Annotated in this window: 22 protein-coding genes and 2 tRNA genes; 8 read left to right on the top strand and 16 right to left on the bottom strand. The window is 64.9% G+C overall.

From position 1 onward, the window contains the following. Window positions 1–21: 21 nt before the first annotated feature. Entirely contained in the window at window positions 22–870 is an 849-nt protein-coding gene (locus ACX5I4_RS07075) for a phage holin family protein (RefSeq protein WP_461836056.1), read from the bottom strand. Between the two features lie 175 nt (window positions 871–1,045). Between ACX5I4_RS07075 and ACX5I4_RS07070 the strand changes: the two genes are divergently transcribed. The 3 genes from ACX5I4_RS07070 (at window position 1,046) to ACX5I4_RS07060 (ending at window position 2,986) form a co-directional block, all read left to right on the top strand. After that, window positions 1,046–2,275, top strand: coding sequence for a multidrug effflux MFS transporter (locus tag ACX5I4_RS07070; RefSeq protein ID WP_461838668.1), 1,230 nt, complete (start codon window positions 1,046–1,048; stop codon window positions 2,273–2,275). Window positions 2,276–2,337: 62 nt separating this feature from the next. Next, the gene (locus tag ACX5I4_RS07065; protein ID WP_461836055.1) at window positions 2,338–2,520 is read left to right on the top strand and encodes a hypothetical protein; all 183 of its coding nucleotides are present in this window, start codon (window positions 2,338–2,340) and stop codon (window positions 2,518–2,520) included. Between the two features lie 58 nt (window positions 2,521–2,578). Further along, entirely contained in the window at window positions 2,579–2,986 is a 408-nt protein-coding gene (locus ACX5I4_RS07060) for a hypothetical protein (protein WP_395801685.1), read from the top strand. A 78-nt stretch (window positions 2,987–3,064) separates the two neighbouring features. Here ACX5I4_RS07060 and ACX5I4_RS07055 read toward each other — a convergent pair. Continuing rightward, window positions 3,065–3,137, bottom strand: a tRNA-Asn gene (locus ACX5I4_RS07055). Between the two features lie 162 nt (window positions 3,138–3,299). On the opposite strand from ACX5I4_RS07055, the gene ACX5I4_RS07050 reads away from it, so the two are divergent. Then, window positions 3,300–4,070 carry an MBL fold metallo-hydrolase gene (locus ACX5I4_RS07050; protein WP_461836054.1) on the top strand — a complete coding sequence of 257 codons (771 nt, stop codon included), beginning with the start codon at window positions 3,300–3,302 and terminating at the stop codon, window positions 4,068–4,070. 275 nt (window positions 4,071–4,345) lie between these two features. Continuing rightward, window positions 4,346–7,552 carry a fibronectin type III domain-containing protein gene (locus tag ACX5I4_RS07045; protein ID WP_461836053.1) on the top strand — a complete coding sequence of 1,069 codons (3,207 nt, stop codon included), beginning with the start codon at window positions 4,346–4,348 and terminating at the stop codon, window positions 7,550–7,552. 57 nt (window positions 7,553–7,609) lie between these two features. Here ACX5I4_RS07045 and ACX5I4_RS07040 read toward each other — a convergent pair. From ACX5I4_RS07040 to ACX5I4_RS06985, 12 genes are all read right to left on the bottom strand, one after another. Further along, window positions 7,610–7,682, bottom strand: a tRNA-Asn gene (locus ACX5I4_RS07040). A 63-nt stretch (window positions 7,683–7,745) separates the two neighbouring features. Next, window positions 7,746–9,668 carry a DNA primase gene (gene dnaG / locus ACX5I4_RS07035; protein ID WP_461836052.1) on the bottom strand — a complete coding sequence of 641 codons (1,923 nt, stop codon included), beginning with the start codon at window positions 9,666–9,668 and terminating at the stop codon, window positions 7,746–7,748. Window positions 9,669–9,727: 59 nt separating this feature from the next. Next, window positions 9,728–11,038 carry a deoxyguanosinetriphosphate triphosphohydrolase gene (locus tag ACX5I4_RS07030; RefSeq protein WP_461836051.1) on the bottom strand — a complete coding sequence of 437 codons (1,311 nt, stop codon included), beginning with the start codon at window positions 11,036–11,038 and terminating at the stop codon, window positions 9,728–9,730. A 113-nt stretch (window positions 11,039–11,151) separates the two neighbouring features. Next, entirely contained in the window at window positions 11,152–12,333 is a 1,182-nt protein-coding gene (dusB, locus tag ACX5I4_RS07025; protein WP_284751334.1) for a tRNA dihydrouridine synthase DusB, read from the bottom strand. A 38-nt stretch (window positions 12,334–12,371) separates the two neighbouring features. Next, window positions 12,372–12,983 carry a response regulator transcription factor gene (locus tag ACX5I4_RS07020; RefSeq protein ID WP_461836050.1) on the bottom strand — a complete coding sequence of 204 codons (612 nt, stop codon included), beginning with the start codon at window positions 12,981–12,983 and terminating at the stop codon, window positions 12,372–12,374. Further along, window positions 12,980–14,134: a sensor histidine kinase gene (locus tag ACX5I4_RS07015; protein ID WP_461836049.1), complete on the bottom strand. Its 1,155-nt coding sequence runs from the start codon at window positions 14,132–14,134 to the stop codon at window positions 12,980–12,982. The genes ACX5I4_RS07020 and ACX5I4_RS07015 overlap by 4 nt, the downstream gene beginning before the upstream one ends. Before the next feature lie 22 nt (window positions 14,135–14,156). Further along, on the bottom strand, window positions 14,157–14,933 hold the full coding sequence (locus ACX5I4_RS07010) for an ABC transporter permease (RefSeq protein ID WP_461836048.1): 777 nt from the start codon (window positions 14,931–14,933) through the stop codon (window positions 14,157–14,159). After that, window positions 14,930–15,868 carry an ABC transporter ATP-binding protein gene (locus ACX5I4_RS07005; RefSeq protein WP_461836047.1) on the bottom strand — a complete coding sequence of 313 codons (939 nt, stop codon included), beginning with the start codon at window positions 15,866–15,868 and terminating at the stop codon, window positions 14,930–14,932. Before ACX5I4_RS07005 ends, ACX5I4_RS07010 begins: the two co-directional genes overlap by 4 nt. Before the next feature lie 105 nt (window positions 15,869–15,973). Then, window positions 15,974–17,407 (bottom strand): YibE/F family protein, encoded by a 1,434-nt coding sequence (locus ACX5I4_RS07000; protein WP_461836046.1) that lies wholly within the window; start codon window positions 17,405–17,407, stop codon window positions 15,974–15,976. A 129-nt stretch (window positions 17,408–17,536) separates the two neighbouring features. Continuing rightward, a complete protein-coding gene (locus ACX5I4_RS06995) occupies window positions 17,537–18,511 on the bottom strand; it encodes a GNAT family N-acetyltransferase (protein ID WP_461836045.1) in 975 nt (324 codons plus the stop codon). Between the two features lie 2 nt (window positions 18,512–18,513). Further along, the gene (locus ACX5I4_RS06990; protein WP_461836044.1) at window positions 18,514–19,899 is read right to left on the bottom strand and encodes a glycine--tRNA ligase; all 1,386 of its coding nucleotides are present in this window, start codon (window positions 19,897–19,899) and stop codon (window positions 18,514–18,516) included. 82 nt (window positions 19,900–19,981) lie between these two features. Beyond that, a complete protein-coding gene (locus ACX5I4_RS06985; RefSeq protein ID WP_461836043.1) occupies window positions 19,982–21,040 on the bottom strand; it encodes a DMT family transporter in 1,059 nt (352 codons plus the stop codon). A 24-nt stretch (window positions 21,041–21,064) separates the two neighbouring features. On the opposite strand from ACX5I4_RS06985, the gene ACX5I4_RS06980 reads away from it, so the two are divergent. Next, a complete protein-coding gene (locus tag ACX5I4_RS06980; protein WP_461836042.1) occupies window positions 21,065–21,295 on the top strand; it encodes an RNA-binding S4 domain-containing protein in 231 nt (76 codons plus the stop codon). 74 nt (window positions 21,296–21,369) lie between these two features. On the opposite strand, the gene ACX5I4_RS06975 is transcribed toward ACX5I4_RS06980, so the two are convergent. After that, the gene (locus tag ACX5I4_RS06975; protein ID WP_461836041.1) at window positions 21,370–22,023 is read right to left on the bottom strand and encodes an alpha/beta hydrolase; all 654 of its coding nucleotides are present in this window, start codon (window positions 22,021–22,023) and stop codon (window positions 21,370–21,372) included. A 69-nt stretch (window positions 22,024–22,092) separates the two neighbouring features. Between ACX5I4_RS06975 and ACX5I4_RS06970 the strand changes: the two genes are divergently transcribed. Together ACX5I4_RS06970 and ACX5I4_RS06965 are read left to right on the top strand one after the other, a co-directional pair. Continuing rightward, window positions 22,093–22,935 (top strand): SGNH/GDSL hydrolase family protein, encoded by an 843-nt coding sequence (locus tag ACX5I4_RS06970; protein ID WP_461836040.1) that lies wholly within the window; start codon window positions 22,093–22,095, stop codon window positions 22,933–22,935. A gap of 67 nt (window positions 22,936–23,002) precedes the next feature. After that, window positions 23,003–23,392, top strand: a complete 390-nt coding sequence (locus ACX5I4_RS06965) for a hypothetical protein (protein ID WP_461836039.1) — start codon at window positions 23,003–23,005, stop codon at window positions 23,390–23,392. Window positions 23,393–23,413: 21 nt separating this feature from the next. On the opposite strand, the gene metX is transcribed toward ACX5I4_RS06965, so the two are convergent. After that, on the bottom strand, window positions 23,414–24,535 hold the full coding sequence (metX, locus tag ACX5I4_RS06960; RefSeq protein WP_461836038.1) for a homoserine O-acetyltransferase MetX: 1,122 nt from the start codon (window positions 24,533–24,535) through the stop codon (window positions 23,414–23,416). Between the last annotated feature and the right edge of the window lie 11 nt (window positions 24,536–24,546).

The raw sequence follows: 24,546 nt of genomic DNA, 5'->3' as shown, positions 1-24,546 counted from the left end.
TGTGGTTGCTTACCGTCCCGATTACTTCTTGAACAGCTTCCGGAGTCCCACCGCAGCCACCGTGGCGGAGGCGGCAAAGAGCAGTAGCTCCTTCCAGCGTGCGACAAGCCGCTCCGGCAGCCCTGCCGGAACCTTCTCACCGAGATCTGCGAGCTTGTCGGCCGCAAACTGGCGTCCGTCGTCGAGCTTGTGCCCCGCAACGTCCAGGAGGGCCTTTCCTTGGGTCTTGACATCGAGCTCGACGCCGAGCACCTCGCGGACGTCCGCGAGGTGCTCGCGGCGCTGCTCCAGGCGGCGCAGCAGCTCCGCCTCGCTCGGAGCAGGAGGCTGCTCGGCCTTGTGTGCCTCTGCCTTGGCGGCTTTCTCGGCCTTGGCCTTCTCGGCTGCAGCCGCTTTCGCTGCTTCCGCAGCCTTATAGGCCTCCGACGATGGGTCCAGGATGCTGGCGTCGAACGACGTCCCCTCTTTGATGATGCCGAGATCGTGCTTGATACCGCGGATGGTCTTCTCAGGTACAAGAGGCATGGCCCTCTTGAAGGCGAGGAATGCGACGAGGGCTCCGACAAGAACGATCAGCAGGAACGCTGCAGCAACCACAAGCGCAGCCAGCCAGGCCGGCATGACCGTGGCCAGGCCCATGATGGCGGCAACCACCAAGGCGATGACGAGCAAGGAGAGGAAGATCAGCGCGACGCCGACGAATGCACCGGCAACCCCCAGGACCTTGCCTTTGCCCTTGAGCTCAAGCTTGGCCATGCTGATTTCATCATTGAGCTGCCGCGGCGCGAGCCGGGCCGCAAGTTTGAGGGTGTTCGGCAATGCCGAAATGCCCGGGCGTTGGCCAGCCCGGCCGCTGTGACGTCCACTCATTGGTTCCGCCTCACTGCTTCCTACTTGCTCCTACCCGGCACTGGCACGGGGCAAACAACTGCCCACGCGCACCTGTCCACAAAACTACCATTCAGCTTCAGCCTCAACTTCCGGGACAGTCCTGCGGCGCGCCCCTGCCATCCCGGATAAATATGATCTGTCGCACATAGGATTGATAATCGTGAACACTCCCCCTGTACCGGGCGATTCCCTCAGCCGACGCGAAAAACTCCTCTACATCCTGCTACTTGGCGCTTTGACCGCCTTGGGTCCTTTTACGGTGGACCTCTATCTACCGGCATTCCCCGCACTGGAGCACCACTTCGACGTGTCGGCGGCTGCGATTCAACTCACATTGACCGGTACAACGGTGGGCTTCGCCGTCGGGCAGTTGGTGGTGGGCCCGTTCAGCGACAAATTCGGACGCCGCGTGCCGTTGATCCTGGCAACAGCCTTGCATATCGGTTCCTCCCTCGGCGCCGCACTATCCACGGACATCAACACGCTCGCCCTGTTCCGCGTCCTCATGGGCGTCGGTGCGGCCGGCGGCGGCGTGGTGGCCATGGCCATGGTTCGGGATCTCTTCGCGGGCTATGCCATGGTGCGGATGTTCTCCCGGATGTCACTGGTCAATGGCCTCGCGCCGATTCTGGCTCCGATCATCGGCTCCCAACTGCTGCTGGTGATGCCATGGCCGGGGATCTTCTACTTCCTGGCGGGCTACGGAATCCTGGTGTTCATTGCCGCGGTGTTCCTTATCCGGGAAACGTATCCTGCCGAACTCCGTCGGCAGACGACCTCGACGGCGGGCCAGCGTTACAAAGCCGTGTTCGCCGACCGGATTTTCGTCGGGATGCTGCTGGTGGGCGGGTTCAACTTCGGCGGGCTGTTTGCGTACCTCTCGGCATCGACCTTCCTTTTCCAGCAGGTCTACGACTTCTCTCCGCAGCAATACGGCCTGTTGTTCGGCGTCAACTCCCTGGGCATCGTCGCCGGCGTCCAGATCAGTTCCAGGGTCATCAAGCGCGTGGCACCCCAATGGATCATGGCCTTTGCCACAGCTTGGATGCTGCTGATGGCGGCGCTGATCGTGTTGTTCGATCTCCTGCACTTCGGGCTGTGGGGAGTCATGGTCCCGCTGTGGTTCTATATCCTGGCCACCGGATTCATGTTCCCGTGCGTTCAGGTGATTGCCTTGGCCAATCACGGGGCTCAGGCTGGAACGGCGGCCTCCCTGCTCGGCGCCTCGAACTTCCTGATGGCCGGCATCATTCCACCGGTGGTTGGCTGGCTGGGCGTGGGCTCTGCCGTGCCCATGGGAGCCGTACAAGCAGTGTGCCTCGCGTGCGCCGTTGCGGCCCTGTGGCTCATAGTGCGGCCCCGCACCGTCCCCTCCATCCACTGATGCGCAAGTCCCTTCACCGATGAGGGGGACCGCACCTCCCCGCGGAGAAGTAGGCTCGATCCATGACGCGCAAACCGCACCGCAACGGCCGGGGCCTCTTCCTCGGGGCGATGCTGGGCGCCGTCGTCGGCTTCTTACTGGGCCGCGGGGCCGGAAACGCCGTGTTCGGAGCGCTGCTGGGCGCCGTCGTCGGCTCTGCGATTCTTTACCGGATCAATCCTGGGCCTTGGAGGAAACGGGACTAAGCACCGTACGTTGGGTCGAGGCCTGTTGCGGGGCATGGCCCGGCGATAAAGTTGAGGTGTGCCCCGTTGGCAGGAACTGCAACCTATTCCAGCCCCATGGCAGCGCAGGGATGACGGCATCCTGCCGCTGTGGTGGGATCGCCTGTGCACCGTGACCAGCCCCCAGTCCGCGGCCCTCTACGCGGCCGGACTCTTCACGGAGGACCGCCGCCGCCCGATTGCCCAGTGGTTCAATCCAACAAATGGCGCGGCCCTGCTTGTGGCTCCGGAAACCTCGCCCGAATGGCCCGTCCAACGCTTCGGAATCTTCTACGCACCCCCGGGCGGCGGATTCACACGTGTTCACTCCGCTGCCCACGAATGGCACCCGCGGGAACCGCGGACGCCACCCACCGAGGAGGAGGCTTTCCGGGCTGCCGTGGCCGAAGCGGCGAGATTCCTGCAAGTGGAGATGGATTTCGTCTGAAATATTGGGCAAAAACCGAACAAATCGAAGCAAAAAAGTAGGCCCCGCATCGATCAAAACCGGTGCGGGGCCTTCGCGCTCCTCCGACTGGACTTGAACCAGTAACCCTTCGATTAACAGTCGAATGCTCTGCCAATTGAGCTACGGAGGAATGAAGCGGTTATGACTTTAGCAAAGGTTTTGCCGCAAGTGAAATCGACCCAAGATCACCTGCGGGGAGCCAGGCAAGATACCCCTCCCGGGTATCACGAACGGCGCGGACGTGACGCCCTCCGGCGGTAGGATGGTCCGGCTCCTACGAAGGGAAGGAAACATGTCGAAGAAGTGGTCCCCTGAGGACAACGTGAAGGAGGTTGCCGAGGACGTCTTCTTCGTCGAAGGCCCCGCAGTCAACTGGACCGTCCTCAGGCGGGACAGGGAATTCACCCTTATTGACACGGGCTATCCGGGGAACTGGCCATTGCTCCAATCAAGCATCAATTTCCTGGGGCTGGCTATCGAAAATGCGTCGGCGGTTCTCCTGACGCACGGCCACTCCGATCACATCGGCAATGCCGCGAGAATTTCCGCAATGGGCATCCCGGTATTCGCGCACCATGCGGAATTGCGAAATGTCCGCCGGGAGGTCCTCGAACAAATCAGCGTGAAGGATCTCGGTTTGCGCGTACTTAGCCCCAAGGTGGGCGCCTGGGCCGTACATGCCGTCCGATCCGGGGGCTTGTCCGACGTCGCGGTCCCGGAGGTGGCAGCCATGACCCAGGGTACTTTGGACGCGCTCCCGGGACATCCCCAAATCATTGCCACCGGCGGCCATACCAGCGGGCACGTGTCCTTCTGGGTTCCTTCAGCCAGGGCCGTCGTGACAGGAGATGCACTGATCACAGGCCATGCCATCAGTCCGGTCTGCGGTCCGCAGATGCTGCCCGCAGTCTTCCATCACCGCCCCGCGGAAACCTGGGCCAGCTTGGAAGTCCTCAGGCAGCTGGGCGCGGAGACCATCCTGCCGGGCCATGGACCGATCGTGACTCCATCCCAGGGGATCATCGAACTCGTCTCGGACGGCCATTACGCGCCGTTCAATTGAGCTTTTGGCGCTCCGGCTAAGTACGCGTATCCGGGCCTGAGTGAAGAGGCCGGGAATGGAACCAAAACAGGTACCGCCCACTCTTAACCCGTGCCGCGCCTAACCCTTAGGCTCCGGACCTGGGGATACTGATCCGGTCTGTTCAGCCAAAGGGGAAGCCGATGCGGCTCCTGACCATACTGTTCCGGCGGCCAGTGTTGTCCCGGCCGCCCGTGTTGTTCCGGCGGCCCATTTTGCTCCGGCAGCAGGGGCGCAGTTCGGTTTGGCGCGAGAAGGTGCCAGGCATTCGCAACCCATGGTTCCGCTGGGCAACTGCCGCGTCCGTCCTGTTATTGTTTGGCTACTCGATGGTCTACATCGGAGCCCCGGCCCGGGCCCTGCCGAAGACGATCATCAGCCTGACCTTCGACGACGGCAATGATGATCAGCTCGCGGCCGAACAGGTGCTGAAGTCGCACGGACTGCACGGGACGTTCTTCATCACGACCAGTTGGATCGATAATCCCTCATGGCTCACCCGGGCCAACCTGAACAGCATCGCTGCGGATGGCAACGAGATCGGCGGCCACACGATCACCCACCCCGACCTCACCACCTTGTCCACCTCGGCAGCCACCAACGAGGTTTGCGGCGGACGGACCACCCTTGCCAGCTGGGGGTTCAACGCCACCAACTTTGCCTATCCCTTCGCCGCCGAAAACTCTTCCGTCGAGCAAATCGTGAAGAATTGCGGTTTTGCCAGTGCGCGCAATTTGGGTGACATCCGTTCCCCCGCCAGCTGCTCGGGTTGTCCTTTCGCGGAGACCCTTCCCCCGGCCAATCCTTACAACACAGCGGCGCCGGATGAAGTGGACAGCACCTGGACGCTGCAGAACCTTGAGGACCTGGTGACCAACGCAGAACCGGGAGGTGGATGGGTACAACTGACATTCCACCACATTGCCGTCGGGACAGAACCCAGCCTGACCATCAGCCCCTCGCTCTTCAATACCTTCATCACATGGCTCGCGGCGAGAACGGCCAACGGGACAACGTCCGTACAAACGGTGGCCCAGGCCCTGGGAAATGCGGCAAACCAGCCACCGACGGCCGCCTTCACATCCTCGACGTCGGGCTTGACGGCGACGTTTGACGGTTCAGCTTCGACGGATCCGAACGGAACCGTGGCCTCCTACAGCTGGGACTTCGGCGACGGGTCCCCGGCGGGAACCGGCGTGAAGCCGTCGCACCCCTACGCCGCGGCGGGAACCTACCAAGTGAAACTGACGGTGACGGATAACGCCGGCCTGACAGGGACGGTCACGCACCCGGTCACTGTCACTGCCGCCGCGACAGCGCCCGCGGCACCAAGCGGGGTGTCCGCGACTGCCGGCAACGCCTCCGCAACCGTATCCTGGACGGCGCCGGCCAACGGCGGCTCCGCGATTACGTCCTACGCCGTCACCCCGCACGCGGGCGCTACCACCCTGGCTCCGGTCACCGTGTCCGGAAACCCGCCCGCGACGACGACGACAGTGAGCGGGCTCAGCAACGGCACCGCCTACACGTTCACCGTCACGGCGACAAACGCCGTCGGGACGTCCGCGCCGTCTGCCGCATCGGCTGCCGTCACGCCGACGGCTCCGACCGCACCTGCCGCTCCAACAGGCGTGAACGCGACGGCGGGCAACGCCTCCGCGGCGGTGTCGTGGACGGCACCGGCTAACGGTGGTTCTCCGATTACCTCGTATTCCGTGACGCCTTCGTCTGGCGGCACGGCTTTGGCTCCGGTGACGGTCTCCGGAAGTCCGCCCTCGACTGCGGCGACCGTCACTGGGTTGACCAATGGAACGGCCTACACATTTACCGTCACGGCGACGAACGGCGTCGGGACATCCGCGCCGTCTGCCGCATCGGCTCCCGTCACGCCTACGGCGCCCGTTCCCGGCGTCACCAACGGCGGCTTCGAATCCGGGCTCAGCTCCTGGACAACCGGCGGTGTCAGGGCACCCGTAACCTCCGCCACCGCCCACACCGGCACCGGCTCGGCGCTACTCGGCTTGGCTTCCGGCAACGAGCCCCTCGGTGACAGCAGTCTGGCCCAGACGATTACGGTCCCTGCCACTGGCACGTCCACGCTGTCCTTCTGGTACCAGCCCCATACCGCAGACGACACGTGCAATGGAACCACCTGCAGGTACGACTGGATGGAAGCACAGGTCCGCTCCAGTACCGGCGCTACTTTAGCCAGCCTGTTCAAACTCTCCAGCGACTCCGGCACCTGGACCCAGCTCAGCGCCAGTCTCTCCGCCTACAGCGGCCAAACGATCACCCTCTGGTTCAACGTCCACCTCGACGGCGCCAGCCCCGCAGACGACACCTGGATGTACCTCGACGACGTCACCCTCACCAACAGCCAAACGACCGCGACGGCGCCTGCCGCCCCCACCACGGTGACCGCGACGGCGGGAAACGCGTCAGCAACCGTGTCCTGGACCGCCCCGGCCAACGGCGGATCCGCGATCACCTCCTACGCCGTCACCCCGCACGCGGGTGCCACCACCCTGGCACCCGTTACCGTCACCGGGAACCCACCCGCGACGACGGCGAACATCACCGGGCTGAGCAACGGCACCGCGTACACTTTCACGGTCACGGCCACCAACGCGATCGGCACCTCTCCGGCGTCGTCGGCCTCACCGCCGGTCACGCCCAACGCAACCGCGACGGCGCCTGCCGCCCCTACCGCGGTGACCGCGACGGCGGGGAACGCCTCCGCCGTCGTGTCCTGGACCGCGCCGGCTAACGGCGGATCCGCGATCACCTCGTACGCTGTCACTCCGCATGCCGGCGCTACCACCCTGACACCGGTCACCGTCACCGGTGCACCCCCGGCCACCAGCACTACCGTGACAGGGCTGACCAACGGCACCGCGTACACCTTCACGGTCACAGCCACCAACGCGATCGGCACGTCACCGGCGTCTGCGGCGTCTGCGGCGGTCACGCCCACGGCCACTACCACGTCAACCATTGCCAACGGCGGTTTCGAATCCGGACTCACCTCCTGGACCACGGGTGGCGTCAGGGCACCGGTAGCTTCTACCACTGCCCATACCGGCACCGGCTCGGCGCTCCTGGGCCTGGCGTCCGGCAACGAACCCCTCGGCGACAGCAGCCTGTCCCAAACCATCACGGTGCCCGCGACCGGAACCACCACGCTGTCCTTCTGGTACCAGCCGCACACGAATGACGACACCTGCAACGGCACCACGTGCCGGTACGACTGGATGGAAGCACAGGTCCGCTCCGCCACCGGGACAACCCTGGCCAGCCTGTTCAAACTCTGCAGCGACTCCGGCACGTGGACGCAGTTCAGCGCCGATCTCTCCGCATACAAGGGCCAGACCATCACGCTCTGGATCAACGTCCACCTCGACGGCGCCAGCCCCGCCGACGACACCTGGATGTACCTCGATGACGCCTCCCTCACCACGAGGTAAAGAATCAGACACCAAAAATCCCCGCCCTCTACTGAGGACGGGGATTTTTGAGTAGCGCTCCTCCGACTGGACTTGAACCAGTAACCCTTCGATTAACAGTCGAATGCTCTGCCAATTGAGCTACGGAGGAATGAAGCGTGTACCAGCCTAACAAAGGGCTGCCGGGAAACGAAATCGGCGCCGTGGAGGGTCCTCAGCTGTCCATGCGGAGAGCACGGCGCTGCATTTCCAGCTCCATGAGTTCGCGGTTGAGGCGTTGGAATTCCTCCGGCTGCGCTGAAGCATCCAGGCGCTGCAGCTGGCCCATCTTGTCCGCCTTGACCCGGGTGATCTGCAGTTCGAACAGCCGGGCCAGGATGTCCCGGCAGTACCGCTGGAGGGCTTCAGGCGTACTGGCCGGCAGGGGCACCACGGCAAGCTCGGAGACCAGGCCTTGCAGCGGTTCCGGAACCTCCTGGCGAATCCCTTCGACCCAGGCCACAGGGTCTCCCGCGTGGGCAAGCCCGGCGGCCCGGACAGCCGTGTGCACGGCTGCATAGGCCGGCGTCGTGAAGTGGGAGGCCTCAAACCGCGCCCAGGCTTCTCCACCAAGGACAGCGGGGTTCTGGATGACCACTTCAAGTGCCTGCCGTTCCATGGCGGCCACGGGGTCCCGCGGGTCCGGGCGCATGAAGGCGATGGGAGCATCCGACGGCGGTGCTGCCGCCGGCTGGCCGGCCTGGCCCGGCGATGTGCCTTGCCCAGCCCCCGGGGCTCCCGCAGCCCCTGGCGCGGGGGCGCCGGACGCGGCGCGCTTGGCAGCCAGGCCTACTGCCCTGCTGACTTCCTCAATGGGCATGCCGAGCCAGCCTGCCAGCTCGCGGACATAGGCCGGGCGGATTCCGGAATCGCGGATCTGCGCCACCACGGGAGCCGACTCGCGCAGCGCGGCCACGCGGCCTTCCACGGTGTCCAGGTTGTGGCGCCTGAGGGAGGCCCGGATGGCGAATTCGAAAAGGGGCCGCCGGGTGCTGATCAAGTCCCGTACGGCCGCGTCCCCCTTGAGCTGGCGCAAATCACACGGATCGGCCCCGGTGGGCTCCACCGCCACATAGGTCTGGGCGACGAAACGCTGGTCCTCCTCGAAGGCGCGCAATGCCGCTTTCTGCCCGGCGGCGTCGCCGTCGAAGGTGAAGATGACCTCTCCCCCGGTGCCGTCGTCGGACAGCAAGCGGCGGGCGATCTTGATGTGGTCCGTACCGAACGCCGTACCGCAGGTGGCCACGGCGGTACCGACTCCGGCCAGGTGGCAGGCCATGACGTCCGTGTAGCCCTCAACCACCACCAATTGGCGGTCCTTGGCGATGTTCCGTTTGGCGAGGTCGATCCCGTACAGGACCTGGGACTTCTTGTAGAGCACGGTCTCCGGAGTGTTCAGGTACTTGGGGCCTTGGTCGTCCTCGTAGAGCTTGCGGGCTCCGAAGCCGATGGTGTCGCCTGCGATGTCCCGGATGGGCCAGATGAGCCGGCCGCGGAAGCGGTCGTAGATGCCCCTGTTGCCTTCGGAAAACATTCCCGTCAGCTTCAATTCAGCGTCCGTGAAACCGCGACCGCGCAGATGCTTCAGGAGCGAATCCCAACCCTGCGGTGCATAGCCGACGCCAAACTGTTCGGCCGCGGCCCGATCGAAACCCCGGCCGTGCAGGAAGTTGCGCCCCTCGGCGGCGCCCGCCGTCAGCAGTTGGGCACGGAAGAACTCATCGGCGATCTTGTGGGCGTCCAGGAGCCGCTGGCGTTTACCGACCTCTTCGCGATTGGGGCCAGTGCCGCCGTCTTCGTAACGCAGCTCGTAGCCGATCCGCGCTGCCAGCTTTTCCACGGCCTCGTGGAATGAACTATGGTCCATCTTCTGGACGAAGGAGATGGCATCGCCGTCTTCGCCGCAACCGAAGCAGTGGTACCGGCCCACTTGCGGGCGGACCGTGAACGACGGCGAGCGCTCGTCGTGGAAGGGGCACAGGCCTTTGAAGGTGCCCAGGCCAGCACCCTTGAGGGTGACGTAGCCGTCCACCACTTCCTTGATATCGGTGCGCTGGCGTACTTCGTCGATATCTTCACGTTTGATCAGGCCAGCCACGTCACCATCCTAGTCGCTCCGCGGGACCGGCCCCGGGCCGCCGCTTGGGTTGCCAGCGGCTACCAGAGCGACGGAAGGCTACCCACGAGCCGTTCGTACATCGCCAGCGCCGAAGCGTCCGTCAAGGACGCCACCTGGTCGATGACGACGCGAAGCCGGGCGGCGTCGTCGGGGGCGTCCCGCCAGTCCGCGGCGAACATCGGTTCCAGATGCCGGTCTCCGCTCGCATTGAGTACGCCAACCAGGGCGTGCAGGACTTCCCGTTGGCGTTCATAGACGGGTTGCCGATGGTCCGTGGAGATCACGAACGTCGTGGCGAGGCCCTTCATGGCCGCGATTTCGGTGACGGTTTCTTCCGGAACCATGAGTTCCGCGCCGTACCGGGTGAGGTGGTCCGGGCCGAAATGCTTCCGTGTGGTCTCCAGGGCGCTCTGGCAAAAGCGGCCGATCAACTGGCTGGTCATGTCTTTCAGCGCAGCCATCGACTTGCGGCTGCCGTCAGCCTCACGGACCCACACGCTCGTGGCTTCGAGCCTGGCGAGGGCGGCATCGATCTCGGCAGGATCATTGTGGGGCAGGTACCACTGCTTCGTGTACCCCACCACCCGTGCGCGGTGGTCCGGATTGTCCAGCCACTTCAGCTGGAAATGGCCGGCAACGATGGCGTCCTCCACGTCGTGGACCGAGTAGGAGATATCGTCGGCGAGGTCCATCACCTGGGCCTCGATGCAGGAGCGGTTGCCGGGCGCGCCGTCCCGAAGCCAGGTAAACACGGGCAGATCGTCCTCATAGGCGCCGAACTTGCTGCTCCGCTGCCCGTGGATGACCGGGGCGTCCACGGCGGACCACGGGTATTTGGAGGCCGCGTCAAGGCTCGCGCGGGTCAGGTTCAAACCAGCGGGCTGGCCGTCGGCGGTGAGGACCTTGGGCTCGAGCCGGGTCAGCAAGCGCAGGGTCTGTGCGTTGCCTTCGAAGCCACCGATTCCGTGGGCTACCTCGTTGAGGGCGGATTCCCCGTTGTGGCCAAAGGGCGGGTGGCCAAGATCGTGGCTCAAGCACGCCGTGTCCACAACATCCGGATCGCAACCAAGCGCGCGGCCCAACTCGCGGCCCACCTGGGCCACTTCAAGGCTGTGCGTCAGGCGGGTGCGGACGAAATCGTCGGTGTCCGGGGCAACCACCTGGGTCTTCGCACCGAGCCGGCGGAGGGCGGAAGAATGCAGCACCCTCGCGCGGTCCCTCTCGAAGTCCGAGCGGTAGGTGTTTTTCCGCGGCTCCTGTACCCAGCGTGCCGAGTCGGCCTCGCCATAGCCTGGAATGGCCGTTCCGTTTTCGGCAGTGCGTGCCGCAGACATCGCTTCAGTTCCCATGGGTATCCGCCTCCTCCGCTTGCCGTCCACCGGTGTCCATGCTGCCGGTGCCTATGCAGCCAGTTTTCCACGAGTCGGGCCTTGCGCGTGCACGCGGCGATCCTGACCGCGCTTTAGCCGCCCGAAACGTCCAATTCCGCCGCGGCGATGTCGCGGGTCTGGTCGGCGTCCATTTGCCGGCTGAGGAGCCAGTCCTTGGGCAAAGCCGGCTTCTTGGGTGAACCTGCACGGCCGCGCGGGCCTTCCGAATCGATGCCCGGATACGGCAGGTCCATGTCCAGTTGGTCGAGCAGCTCGCGCAGGACTTCGAGGGTGGGCACAGTGGCGAGCTTGGCGCGCAATTCCCCGCCCACCACGTAGCCCTTGAAGTACCAAGCCATGTGCTTGCGGATTTCGCGTAGGGCCTTGTATTCATCGTTGCCGAAGGTCTCGATCATGAGTTCAGCGTGACGGTAGACGCCGTCGGCTACTTCGCGCAGGCCAGGGCGGTGGCGCTGATCGCTGCCTTCAAAGGCCGCCTGGAGGTCACCGAAGAGCCACGGGCGGCCCTGGCAGCCGCGACCCACCACGACGCCGTCGATCCCGGTTTCACGCACCATGCGCACTGCGTCCTCGGCGGACCAGATATCGCCGTTGCCCAGGACGGGGATGTCCGGTAGGGCTTCACGCAGGCGGGCGATGGCGGACCAGTCGGCCTGGCCGGAGTAGAACTGCGCGGCAGTGCGGCCGTGGAGCGCGACGGCGGCAACACCGGAATCGCGGGCGATGCGGCCGGCGTCGAGGTACGTGAGGTGGTCCTCGTCGATGCCCTTGCGCATCTTGATGGTCAGCGGAATATCGCCCTTGGAGGCTTCCTTCACCGCCGTCTGGACGATGGAGGTGAAGAGGTCGATCTTCCAAGGCAGGGCCGAACCGCCGCCGCGCCGGGTGACCTTGGGCACGGGGCAGCCGAAGTTGAGGTCGATGTGGTCAGCACGGTCCTCTTCGACAAGCATCCGCACGGCTTGGCCCACGGTGACCGGGTCCACGCCGTACAACTGCACGGACCGGACCTTCTCGTCGTCGTCGTGGGAAATGATGCGCAACGATTCCGGCGTGCGCTCCACCAGGGCGCGGGAGGTCACCATCTCGGCGACGTACAGGCCGCCGCCGTATTCACGGCACAGCCTGCGGAACGCCGAGTTGGTGATACCGGCCATCGGGGCCAGGATCACGGGAGTGTCCACGGTGATCCGGCCAAGCTGCAACGGGGGCAGCTCAAGCTTGGGCGAAGGGGGTGTTGCTACTACAGTCACCCGTCCATTGTCTCAAAGCCGGGCAAATCGACGGGCCGCTAGAGCAGCCAGCCGTTGTCTTCGGCGATCCGCACGGCCTCGGCACGGGTCCGGCCGCCGGTCTTGGCCATCGCGGCGGACAGGTAGTTCCGGACGGTCCCTTCGGAAAGCATCGCCGCCTTCGCGATATCGGCGACCGTTCCGCCGTCGGACGCGGCCTTGAGCACGTCCCCCTCGCGTTCGGTCAAAGGACTGTCCCCGGCGGTCAATGATTCCGCGGCGAGCGCGGGGTCCACCACCCTGAGGCCCTGATGGACACGGCGTACGGCTTCGGCCAGTTGCCGCGCCGGGGTGTCCTTGACGACGAACCCGGAGGCTCCCGCCTGCATGGCGCGCTTGAGGTAGCCGGGCCGTCCGAAGGTGGTCACCATAAGGACCCGGCATGACGGCGCTGCTCGCCGCACGGCTGCTGCCGCGCTGATCCCGTCCAGGCCGGGCATCTCGACGTCGAGCATTGCCACATCCGCGGAGTGCTCGACGACGGCGGCCGCCACCCCTGTCCCGTCGCCCAGTTCGGCGACCACCTCGATGTCCGGCTCCAGTCCCAGCAAGGCCGCCAGTGCTCCACGCACCAGCGCCTGGTCATCCGCGATCACCAATCGGATGCTCATACCTCCACCGCCAATCTGAACCCTCCCAGGTCACTCGGGCCAATACTGACCGTTCCCCCGGCGGCACCCACGCGTTCACGGATCCCGGCCAACCCGTTCCCGGAGCGTCCCCCGGACGCCGGGCCGACGCCGTCGTCCTCCACCAGAACGCTCGACGCCGTCAACCGGACGCGGCAGCGCGCGGCACCGGAGTGCCGCACCACGTTGGTGATCCCTTCGCGCAGCACCCAGCCGAAGAGCTCCCTGTGCCTCGCCGGAACCTGTTCCACGGTTCCAGGCAATTCGGCGTCGATCCCGGCCGATTCCAATGCCGTCCGGGCGACTGCGAGCTCCGCAAGGACGTTGACGCCGCGGTAACCGGCCACCGTGGCCCGGACGTCGGCGAGCGCTCCACGGGCCAGGTCCTGCACCGCAGAGATCTCGGCGGCGGCCGTGTCCCTGGCCGGGCCACCGGGGACCGTGTCCAACATGCGCCCGGCCAACTCGGCTTTCACGGCAATCACCGTCAGGGAGTGCCCCAGGATGTCGTGCATGTCCCGGGCCACGCGGCTGCGCTCTGCAGCGACGGCTGCGTCGGCCAGTTCAGTCTGCGCTTCCCGGAGCCGTGCGGTCTGCCGGATCAGCCGCGCGAAGGCGGACATCATGAGGCCGAGGGACAAGATGATCCCGGCCTGGAGCAGGGCCTGCTCCCCGTTGCCCGTCAGCAGCTGGGCGGAGAAGGAGGCGAGGGACAAAGTGACGATGAGGAAGAAATCGGTGCGCGGCGGAAGGGACGTCATGGCGATGGCGCAGGCAAGGAACGTCCAAGTCCACAAGGCTTCCCTTCCGATGAGGAAGACGCTCACCCCGTTCAGCGTCAGCAGGATGCAGACGGACACGATGCCTGCCCGGACGCCCCGGCGCCAACTGATCTGGGGCAGGAAGACGTAGGCGGCGAAGAACACGATCAGTGACGCCGACGCCGCCATTTTCCAGGCCAGCGGCTCGTCGACGGACCACACGATGTTCCACGTCGGCCAGGCCCAGAGCAGGATGGAGAGTCCCGCGCCGATGAGCCAGCCCCGTGGGCCGGGACCGCGGAACATCGAACCACGGAACATGGTGCCGGTGAGCACATCCCTGGAGGAGGTTCCGCGTGCGTTGCTGGTCATGGTCCTTACCTTAGTGGCCTGCTCAGACGCGTTTCGTGTCGCGCCGGAAGGCCATCGCGGCCCCGGCCACGAAGATCACGAGCCAGATGAGCACGTTGACAATCCACGCCCAGTCGAACTCGCCGGTGATGGGACTCCGGGCCAATTGCCCGATCCCGTAGGCCGGTGTGAACTTGGCGATGTTCCCGAAGGTCTCCCCCATGATCTCGATCGGCATGAACAGTCCACCGAGCATGGCAAGGATGGCCAAGGCCGGCCCGAGGATCTGCATGACATTCTGGCTCGGCATGAGGTAGCCGACGAACAAGCCGAGGGCCGCGAAGACCAGCGAGCCCAGCCAGGCTACCAACCCCGCTGTCAGCCAGGTCTGGACATCCATGGTGACACCTGCCAGGGCACCGATGACGAACTGGGCCACGACGGCCACGAGGGACAGCGTCAGCGCAGCCATGGCCTTCACCGCGATATACGCACCGGGCAGGAGGGGCGTGAGGCGAAGCTGGCGGCTCCAGCCTTGGGCGCGTTCCACGGCCACTTGGCTGCCCGCGCCGGTGGCAGCGGTCATGGCCGCATACACCGTGAGGCTGATGAGGATGTACTGGCCGTAGCTGTGCCCGTTGGGCAGAAGCTTGTCCTTGTTGGACAAGCCGAAAATGAAGAAGAAGACGGCGGGCATGAACACCGTGAAAATGATGGTCCGGCGGTTCCGGAGCATCCGCTTGATCTCGATCCAAAGGAACGTGCGGTTGACCCCGCCGGCGGACGGTTTCCGATCCTGGACGACTGTTGCCGTGCTCATACGAGGTCTCCTTCAAAAGTGATGCTCGTGGATTCCGGCACGGCATCGTCTCCGGTGAGGGCGACGAACGCCTCCTCGAGGTTATTGGCCGCCACTTCGACGTCGCGGGCTCCCGTGTTGTTGAGCAGGTACCGCACGACGGCGTCCGAGTCGCCGGTACGGACGGTGACGCGTCCGCCGTCGTAATCCATGCTTTCCACCGGAGGCATCCCTGCCAGGAGACCGCGCTCCGACGGAGGAAGCGAAGCCTTGACGGTACGGCCAGAGGCAAGGTTCTTGATCTGGGCGGCGGTGCCGTCCGCGACGATGCTGCCTTGCCGGACCAGGACGATCCTGTCCGCGTAGGCGTCGGCCTCTTCGAGGTAATGGGTGGCGAAGATGACGGTCCGTCCGCGCTGGGCGTCGGTCCTGATGGCGGTCCAGAAGTCGCGTCGTCCCGCCACATCCATGCCGGTGGTGGGCTCGTCCAGGATGAGCAATCCGGGATCGGAGACGAGGGCCATGGCGAAGCGCAACCGCTGCTGCTGGCCGCCGGAGCACTTCTCCACTTTTCGGTCGGCGATCTCCAGGATGCCCGCCCGCGCCAGGACTTCGTCCACGGGGCGGGAGGAATCGAACATCGCTGCGTTGAGTTGCACGGTCTCGCGGACGCTGATGTCCCGCAGTAGGCCGCCGGTCTGCATCACGGCTGCCACCTGACCGCGGGCGATGGCTCCCCTGGGGGTGTGGCCGAAGATGGAAACGCTTCCCTGGTCCGGGGCGCTCAATCCGAGGATCATGTCGATCGTGGTGGTCTTGCCGGCCCCGTTGGGACCGAGGAACGCCACCACCTCCCCCGGCTGCACGGTGAGGTCGAGGCCGCGGACGGCGTGGACCTTCCCGAAGCTCTTGTGCAGTCCGGCGGCGTGGACGGCCGGCACACTCGCTGTTGTCATGACTCTCCTTGGCTTTGGTTCACTCCACTACCCATCAAAGCCGAGATCCGCGTCCGGGTCCGGGGCGTGTGTCACCAATGAGGGATGACAAATGTCATCGGGGGGCTAGCGACGTTCGGCTTCCCTGCGTGCCCGCCTGGTCATGACGACGGCGGCGAGCTCGCCCGTGTCGAACGATTCGAAGGCGTCGGCGGACCCGGCAGTTTCAAGCTCACGGACGTCGCCGTCGTCGTCGTCGGCTGGTGCCGAATCCGCGTCGTCGGCTGCCGCGAGTCGCCGGGGACCGGTCGCCTTGACCACCAGCACCGCGATCAACGTGGTCACGGGAATGGCCAGCACCAGGCCGATGGAGCCCACCAGGGTGCGGATGACTTCCTCGGACAACTCCGCACTGGTGAGGGCATCAACCAACGGGCGGTCGTACAGCATGACAATGATCAGGATCGGAAGGGCGGCGCCCGCATAGGCAAAGGCGATGGTGTAGACCGTGGAGGCGATGTGGTCACGGCCAATCCTCATGGCGGACGTGAACAGCGTGCGCGCACCGGTTTCCGGCGCCAGTTCGTAGAGTTCCCACACGGCCGCGGACTGGGTAATGGTTACGTCGTTGAGGACTCCGAGCCCGGAGATGATCAGCCCGCAAAGGATGATCCCGGAGAGGGAGATCTTGTCCGACATGTTCACCAGCGTGGCGCCCTCGCTGCTTCCGATCCCGGTCAGATTAGCCGCATCCGTGGCCCAGGCCGCCAGCAGCGCCGTAATGCCGAGGCCGAAGATCGTGCCCAGCAACGCGGTGGAGGTCTTGGCCGAGAATCCGTGGGCGAAATAGAGCACCCCCATCATGATCGCAGTGGAACCGACCAGAGCCACGAGCAGCGGCGGCTTGCCTTCCACCAATCCGGGAAGCATGAAGCTGACCATCACCACGTAGGCTCCGGCCAGGCCCAGGAGTGCCCTGAAGCCACGCCAGCGCGCGACCGCAATGACCACCACGGCATACAGGATCGCCAGAAGCGCCATGGGAACGGTCCGAACGAAATCCAGGAAAACGTACGACGGCGAGCCGTTGCCTGCCGCTGCGCCCTGCACCCCGGAGAGGTTCAGGTAGCGGATGCTGTCCCCCACTTTGACGCCGTGGGACTTGGCGACATCCGGGTTGATGACCACTTTCACGGGGCTGCCGCCGTTGTCCGGCTGCGTGGACGCGAAGGTGCACTGGGAACCTTGCTGCTGTGTGCCATTGCTTTGGTTCGTACCGTTCGTACCCGGAGCTTGGGTGCCTTGGGAGCAACTCTCCTGCGTGACGGCTTGGATCTTGCCGGTATCAAACGTCACCCCGGGAGCGGCTGTGTAGGGGCTCGCGAAGGTGATGCCTTCCTTGCTCCCTGACGGCCACATGACGAGCATGGCAACGATCGTGAGCACGGCAATCGGAGCCAGCACGGCTACGAGGAGCCAATTGGCCCGCTTGCGCGCCGCGAGCGCCTGCGGGCTTGGCTCGAAATGCTCTGCGTGTCCGTGTGAATGGCCGTGACCCATTAGCTGCAAAACCTCATGCCTACAAGCCTACGTGGGCCAGCGCGGCGTCCCACCCAACTGACTAGCAGTTGTTGTCGTTATGAGCGCTCATAACGACAACAAATGCGAGCTAGTTGGGCCAGCTGACTGCTAGTCGCTGACCACCAAAGTGTCCGCACCCCGGAGCTTTGCTTTGCCCATCTCCAGCAGCGGATCCACGACGGAGCGCACAGCCGTCATGGAATCGTCCACTTCAAGGATCACCGGGTGCTGGTAGGCAATGAGCGCCAGCAAGTCACGGACTGCCTCGCGTGCCTCATCATCCTGCAAACGCGGTTCGTGACCGAGGAACACTTCCGAGGGTTCGTCCGAGCTGCCCTGGGCATAGCTGATGGCGAAGGCCTGCAACTTGCCCTTGCGGGTGGCCGGAACTCCCGAACCAAAAGCACTGGCCTTCGGAGCACGCAGCACGAGTGCACCGTGCGCACCCGTCAGCTCGTCAAGGAACAGCCGCTGCACCGCGGGGATGGCCAGTTCGCCCGGGCTGTCCCAATGGTGCACGGCCGTGTAGTACCGGCCGACAACGTCGCTCAGTTCCACGGATCCGGTGGCGAGGTCTTCAACCTGCTCGGAGGCCGCTTCCTCGGAACCGTCGCCAAACACCGGAAGCCTCAGCGGCTCGGGATCCACCACCACAAGCTGTGAGCGCTGGATGGGCGCGAGGCCAGCCCACTCGGCGAAGGCGGCTCCGGAGGTGCCGGGCTCCACCTTGCTGCGCAGCTTGGTAACCCCCGACGGCGACCGCTCGGCTTCGCGCCGCAGCATGGTGAGGAGCGTCGCCCCTATCCCGCTCCGGCGGTGATCCTTGGCAACCTCGATGTAGGCCCAGAGACGTTCCGGATGCAAGGAAGCCTCGTGGACCACGCCCGCAGCCACGGGGATTCCGATGCCGTCAACCACGTCTTCTGCCACGATGCACCGGCGCCAAGGCTGGCCCTGGCCGCTGTTGCTCGATGGCGCAAGTGCCGCCCGGAACTGCTGTGCAGGCAGGGTTTCGGGCCCACCCCACATTTCCAGGAGCGCCAGGTCGTCGCCATCACGCCATTCGCGGTACTCGATTGACACGCTTAAGCGCCGATCAGTCGTGCGGCCAGGTAGCCCTCAACCTTGTCCAGGGAGACGCGTTCCTGGCTCATGGTGTCACGCTCACGGATGGTGACCGCCTGGTCATCGAGCGTGTCGAAGTCCACGGTGATACAGAACGGAGTACCGATCTCGTCCTGGCGACGGTAGCGGCGGCCGATGGCGCCGGCGTCGTCGAAGTCGATGTTCCAGTTCTTGCGCAGCTGCGCACCCAAGTCCTTCGCCTTCGGGGACAGGTCCTCGTTGCGGCTCAGGGGAAGCACGGCTGCCTTGACGGGAGCGAGGCGCGGGTCAAGCTTCAGGACAGTGCGGACGTCGACGCCGCCCTTGGCGTTGGGTGCCTCGTCTTCCGTGTAGGCGTCGATCAGGAACGCCATGAAGGAACGGGTCAGGCCGGCCGCGGGCTCGATCACGTACGGGGTGTAGCGCTCGTTGGTGGCCTGGTTGAAGTAGCTCAGGTCCGTGCCCGATGCCTTCGCGTGCGTGGACAGGTCGAAGTCCGTGCGGTTGGCGATACCTTCGAGTTCGCCCCACTCGGAGCCCTGGAAACCGAAGCGGTATTCGATGTCCGTGGTGCCCTTGGAATAGTGGCTGAGCTTGTCCAATGGGTGCTCGAAGAAGCGCAGGTTCTCTTCCTTGATGCCCAGGCCGGTGTACCAGGACATGCGTTCCTTCATCCAGTACTGGTGCCATTCTTCGTCCGTGCCGGGCTCGACGAAGAATTCCATTTCCATCTGCTCGAACTCGCGGGTACGGAAGATGAAGTTGCCCGGCGTGATCTCGTTGCGGAAGGACTTGCCGATCTGGCCGATGCCGAACGGCGGCTTCTTGCGGGATGTGGTGAGCACGTTGCTGAAGTTCACGAAAATGCCCTGCGCGGTTTCCGGGCGCAGGTAGTGCAGGCCTTCTTCGCTGGCCACGGGGCCAAGGAAGGTCTTGAGCAGGCCGGAGAATTCCTGCGGTTCAGTCCATTGGCCGCGGGTGCCGCAGTTGGCGCAAGCGATGTCCTTGAGGCCGTTTTCGGCGGGACGGCCCTTCTTTTCCTCGTACTCTTCCTCGAGGTGGTCGGCGCGGTAACGCTTGTGGCAGGAAAGGCACTCGACCAGGGGGTCCGAGAACACCTCGACGTGGCCGGAGGCTTCCCATACCTGGCGGGGCAGGATCACGGAGGAGTCCAGGCCCACCACGTCTTCGCGGCCGCGGACCACGCTCTGCCACCACTGGCGCTTGATGTTTTCCTTCAGCTCGGCACCCAGGGGGCCGTAGTCCCACGCAGAGCGGGAGCCACCATAGATTTCACCGGCCTGGAACACGAAGCCCCTCCGCTTGGAGAGGGAAATGACCTGGTCGAGGACGGATTTTGCTGCCATGGGTACTCCAATGTTCTACAGGGCCGCTGGGTGCGGTCCGCGGTTGTGCGCGAAGGTGGTGCTGTGCAGGAAGCTGCGTGTCCTAGCCTACCGGCCTTTGGCCGCTGTCCTTCCTCCGGGACTGGCCTGCCTGCCCCCGGACGGAAGCGCGGGAAGCGAGGGCACCCTTCGGCCAAGGCAAGGTGGCCACGATGATGGCGGACAGAGTCAACAAGGTGCCAAGGACCGTGGGCAAGCCCACCACTGTTCCGGGTGCCGGGAGAACCAGGTCCAGCGCGAGCGATCCGAGCAGCTGCCCGGCGATCATCCCCAGTCCCGTCACCAGGACACCCAGGCTGCGGACCAGCAAGGCAGCCAAGCCGATGAAGACGCAGCCCATGGGGCCGCCCAGGTAGTACCACCATTGAGCAGGCATGGCGTGGCCGGGACCGAGCAACAGCAGTTTGATGAGCCAGGCGATCCAGAGGATGACTGCTCCCGCCACGAAGTTCACCAGAGTGGCGGCGATGGGGCTGCCGTAGTGCACCGTTGCGGTGCCGTTCATGGCTTGTTGGAAACTCATGAGGCAGCCCGCCACGACGGGCAGCAGGATGGGGAGGAGCAAGGATCCGACGTCGGTGGCCGCCCCAAGGCGCGGCGAGACGGCCCAGACGACGGCGGCAATCGTCAGGACGCTGCCAAGGATGCGGACCCCGGTGATCGAGCGTTTTCCGCCGGGCCCGATACCGAGCCGGTCCACGAGGAGCCCGCTGAGGGTCTGGCCCGTCACCGCGGCAACCGTGAACAGGGCCACACCGAGCAATCCAACGGTGAACGATTGGGCAAACACGAAAAGTGCGCCGATCCCGCCAGCCAGGACGTAGAACCGCGGAAAGCTGCGTTCCTTGAGGGCAGGCAGGATCCGTCGCAGGGCAGCGCGGCCCTTCGGCAGCGCCAGCCCGATTGCGGCGATCAGAACCAGTCCGGTGGTGAAGCTCACGACGGCGGCCGCGATGCCGTCGTCGAGCGTTGCTCCCAGCGCGCCGTTGATCCGGCCCTGAAGCGGAATCACGAGTCCGGTGGCCACGGCCATGATCAGACCGGTGAGCAAGGGAAGAGGAGTTCGGGATGCGGGGCGGGACGATTGCGGCACTTTCACCACCCTACTTCAGGCATCATTGCTTGTATGAGCAACCCGGAAATTCAAGAAATCCCCATCCGTGACGACATGATCCGCCTTGGCCAGCTCCTGAAGCTCGCCAACCTGGTGGAGGACGGCGTAGAGGCAACCGAGCTCATCAAAAACGGGTTGGTCAAAGTCAACGGAGAGATCGACGAACGACGCGGGCGCCAGCTCCATTCCGGCGATACCGTGACCGTCAACGGACAAACCGTGCGGATCACCAAGGAGTCCTAGTTTTGGCGACGCGGGGTCACTTACGGCCCATTACGTGCCTCAGAATGGGCCGTAAGTGACCCCGCGTTTGCATTTCAGACGGACGTGAGGACCTTGTGCTCCAGGAATTCGCCCACGTGGCCGATTTCCTGCTGGTTGATGCCGTGCCACATACCCGTGTAGAGCACCTTGGTAAGGTCCGTGTGCTTTCGCACCCACCCCATGGTGTATTCGATCTTGTCCGGGGTAATGACGGGATCCTGCTGGTCCCGTCCCCAGAAGAGCGGCACGGAACCGTCCAGTTCGGCGTCGCGGAACGTGGGGTCGGCATCGGCGTCGACGGCAAAGCCTGAAAGCCCGACGACGGCGGCAAAGTCCGCCGGCCGCTGCCGGAGCAGCGAGGTGGCCATGGCCATGCCCATCGAGAACCCGAGGAGGGTCACCGAGCTGTGGTTGGACTTGAACGAATCCAACCAGGAAAACACATATTCGGCCGCGTTCTTGACGGCGTCGAGCGAGTAGTCGATGGACGCCGTGAGCGGGAACCAGGTGAAGCCCGGGCCCGTGGCGATCGGGGCACGGAGCGAGGCGACGACGAACTCTCGGGGCAGCAGGCTTGCGAGGCTAAAAAGGTCTTGCTCATTGGATCCATAACCGTGCAACAGGACCAGCAATGGCTTTCCAGCCCGTTCCTCCTCTTCGTGGGACCACAAAACGACCGGGGCAGGAAAGGCGGAAGCTTGACTCATGGGACTATTCTTACAGTTACCCATGAGTAACAAGCTACGGGCGCGTAGCGTTGCAGCAAAAGGCAGGATATGGACGTGAGTGACACTGATCCCTCGGTGAAGCAGGGCGCGGATGAGCGGATTCATCCGTGGACCCGCTATGTGGCCTTGGGTGATTCGTTTACCGAGGGCATCGGCGACCCCGAGCCGAACAGTCCTGGCGGACATCGCGGCTGGGCTGACCGGGTGGCCGAGGAACTGAGCCGCGGCCACAGCGATTTCGCCTACGCCAACCTGGCAATCCGGGGACGCCTGCTCCAGCAGATCGTGGACGAACAACTTGGCCCGTGCATGGACCTCAAGCCGGACCTCGTCAGCATCTCCGCAGGCGGCAACGACCTTATCCGCCCCGGTGGCGATCCCGATGCCCTGGCCGAGAAACTCGACGCCACGGTACAGGCCCTGAGTTCCGAAGGCGCCACCGTGGTTCTTTTCAACGGCCCCGACACCGTCTCGTCAGTTCTTGGGCGGATCCGCGGCAAGGTTGCGATCTACAACGAGAACCTGCGAACCGTAGCCGCCCGCCATGACGCGGTGGTGGCGGATATGTGGTCCCTGCGGCAGCTTTCCAACTCCCAGATGTGGGATGAAGACCGCTTGCATTTCTCGCCGCTTGGCCACCACACCATCGCCACCATGGTCCTCGATTCCCTCAACGTTCCGCATAATCTCGAGCCACTCCTGCCCAAGCCACTGCCACAGCGCAGCTGGCGCGAAGCCCGCTCCGGCGACCTCGTGTGGGCCCGCGAGTATTTTGTCCCGTGGGTCATCCGCCGGATCCGGCACCAGTCCTCCGGCGACGGAATCCTGCCAAAACGCCCGACGCCGGGACCCGTCTTCGGTCCGGCCGACCCCGTTTTGCCTCGAAACTGACGGAGGACCACGACGCCTGACACAGGGGCCGGGGCTAAGCTGGAGGAAGACCTAGGAGGCCTCCACCGTGAACAATCTGATCTTCTGGATCATCGTCTGCTCTTGGCTGATTCCCATGGGGATCCGCATGTACAACCGTTCGCGCCAACGCAGGCTCCGGGACTTCCCGCCGCAGAACTACCCGGGTCAGAACTACCCCGGCCAGAACTACCCTGGGCAGAATTACCCGTACGGATACCCGGCACAGCCTCCCGTGATCATCCCCGCTGAGCCGCAGCCTCCGGTGGCGACGCCCGCACCACAGGCCGCCCCGCCGTCGTTGACTACTCCCCAACCGGACGCCGCGCCCCAAGGCTACCGGGCCCGGAAACTGGCCGAACTGGACCAGCAGTACAGCGACGGGAAAATTGCCATGGAAGACTACATGAAGCTCCGCCAGGAGATCATGAACGGCTGATTCAGGCGAAGAAGGCGCGCCTCAGCCGAAGAAAGCTTCGCGCAGCTGGGGGCCGAGCTGGCCGATCTCCGTGAGGAAACCGTCGTGCCCGATGGGTGCCTCGATGACGTGCACGGATACCTGACCGGGCAAGGCCTTGGCCAGTTCGTGGGATTGCTCCGGGAAGTAGAGCCGGTCCGAGTCCACCGCGGCGACAAAGAACGTGGCTGTGGCCACGGAAAGCGCATCCGCCAGGGCACCCCGGCCACGGGTGATGTCGTGGCTCATCAACGCCTCCGTGATGGCGATGTAGCTGTTGGCGTCGAAGCGCTGGACCAGCTTGCTTCCTTGGTGGTCGAGGTAGCTCTCCACCTGGTAGCGGCCCCGGTCCCCCAACGCGGATGCCTGGAGGGGCGCCTCGCTGCCCTGCGCATTCCGGCCGAAGCGGAAATCCAGTTCCTCCGCCGAGCGGTAGGTGATGTGGGCGATCCGCCGGGCGAGGGCCAATCCCGCCTCGGGCGCGGGCCGGCCATAGTAGTCACCACCGTTGAAGTCGGCGTCCTGCCGGATGGCGAGCGTCTGCGCCTGGGCGAACGCGATCTGCTCGGCAGTGCTGTACGCCCCGATCGAAATCACGGCACATCGCTTCACGCGGTCCGGATAAGTGACCGCCCATTCCAAGGCACGTGCCCCGCCCATGGATCCGCCTACCACGGTGTGCCAGCTGCGGATCCCCAAGGCGTCGGCCAGCCGGGCTTCCGCCGCGGTGCTGTCCCGCAGCGTCACCAGCGGAAAGCGGGAACCCCACGGTTTGCCATCTGGAGCGCACGACGACGGCCCGGTACTGCCGTAGCAGCCTCCCACGATGTTGACGGAGACCACGAAATAGCGGTCCGTATCAATGGTTGCCCCTGGCCCAACGAGTTGCTCCCACCAACCTTCTTCGTCGCTCTCGCCGCGGGCCACATGCGTGCTGCCGGTCAGGGCATGTTCCACCAGCACGGCGTTGGAAGCATCGGCGTTGAGCCGCCCCCACGTCTCGTACGCAAGAACGACGTCGGGGAGAAAACCTCCGGCTTCCAGTTCGAGTCCGCCCACGGAAACATACTTGAGCGTTCCGTCCTGGGTACCGGAACGGGGTATGGCTGTTGCAGCAATTGTCATTCGTTGACACC

The organism is Arthrobacter sp. MMS24-S77 (assembly GCF_054888235.1).
Note: the sequence above shows the minus strand (reverse complement) of the source record. Positions and strands in the feature narration are given on the sequence as shown.

Excerpts from the sequence above, each read along its gene's own strand:
- ACX5I4_RS06980 (WP_461836042.1), top strand. The coding sequence starts at position 21,065 with ATGAGCAACCCGGAAATTCAAGAAATCCCCATCCGTGACGACATGATC.
- ACX5I4_RS07020 (WP_461836050.1), bottom strand. The coding sequence starts at position 12,983 with ATGAGCATCCGATTGGTGATCGCGGATGACCAGGCGCTGGTGCGTGGA.
- ACX5I4_RS06975 (WP_461836041.1), bottom strand. The coding sequence starts at position 22,023 with ATGAGTCAAGCTTCCGCCTTTCCTGCCCCGGTCGTTTTGTGGTCCCAC.
- metX (WP_461836038.1), bottom strand. The coding sequence starts at position 24,535 with ATGACAATTGCTGCAACAGCCATACCCCGTTCCGGTACCCAGGACGGA.
- ACX5I4_RS07030 (WP_461836051.1), bottom strand. The coding sequence starts at position 11,038 with ATGGGAACTGAAGCGATGTCTGCGGCACGCACTGCCGAAAACGGAACG.
- ACX5I4_RS07075 (WP_461836056.1), bottom strand. The coding sequence starts at position 870 with ATGAGTGGACGTCACAGCGGCCGGGCTGGCCAACGCCCGGGCATTTCG.
- ACX5I4_RS06970 (WP_461836040.1), top strand. The coding sequence starts at position 22,093 with ATGGACGTGAGTGACACTGATCCCTCGGTGAAGCAGGGCGCGGATGAG.
- ACX5I4_RS06990 (WP_461836044.1), bottom strand. The coding sequence starts at position 19,899 with ATGGCAGCAAAATCCGTCCTCGACCAGGTCATTTCCCTCTCCAAGCGG.
- ACX5I4_RS07050 (WP_461836054.1), top strand. The coding sequence starts at position 3,300 with ATGTCGAAGAAGTGGTCCCCTGAGGACAACGTGAAGGAGGTTGCCGAG.
- ACX5I4_RS07065 (WP_461836055.1), top strand. The coding sequence starts at position 2,338 with ATGACGCGCAAACCGCACCGCAACGGCCGGGGCCTCTTCCTCGGGGCG.
- ACX5I4_RS07015 (WP_461836049.1), bottom strand. The coding sequence starts at position 14,134 with ATGACCAGCAACGCACGCGGAACCTCCTCCAGGGATGTGCTCACCGGC.
- ACX5I4_RS07005 (WP_461836047.1), bottom strand. The coding sequence starts at position 15,868 with ATGACAACAGCGAGTGTGCCGGCCGTCCACGCCGCCGGACTGCACAAG.
- ACX5I4_RS07000 (WP_461836046.1), bottom strand. The coding sequence starts at position 17,407 with ATGGGTCACGGCCATTCACACGGACACGCAGAGCATTTCGAGCCAAGC.
- ACX5I4_RS07010 (WP_461836048.1), bottom strand. The coding sequence starts at position 14,933 with ATGAGCACGGCAACAGTCGTCCAGGATCGGAAACCGTCCGCCGGCGGG.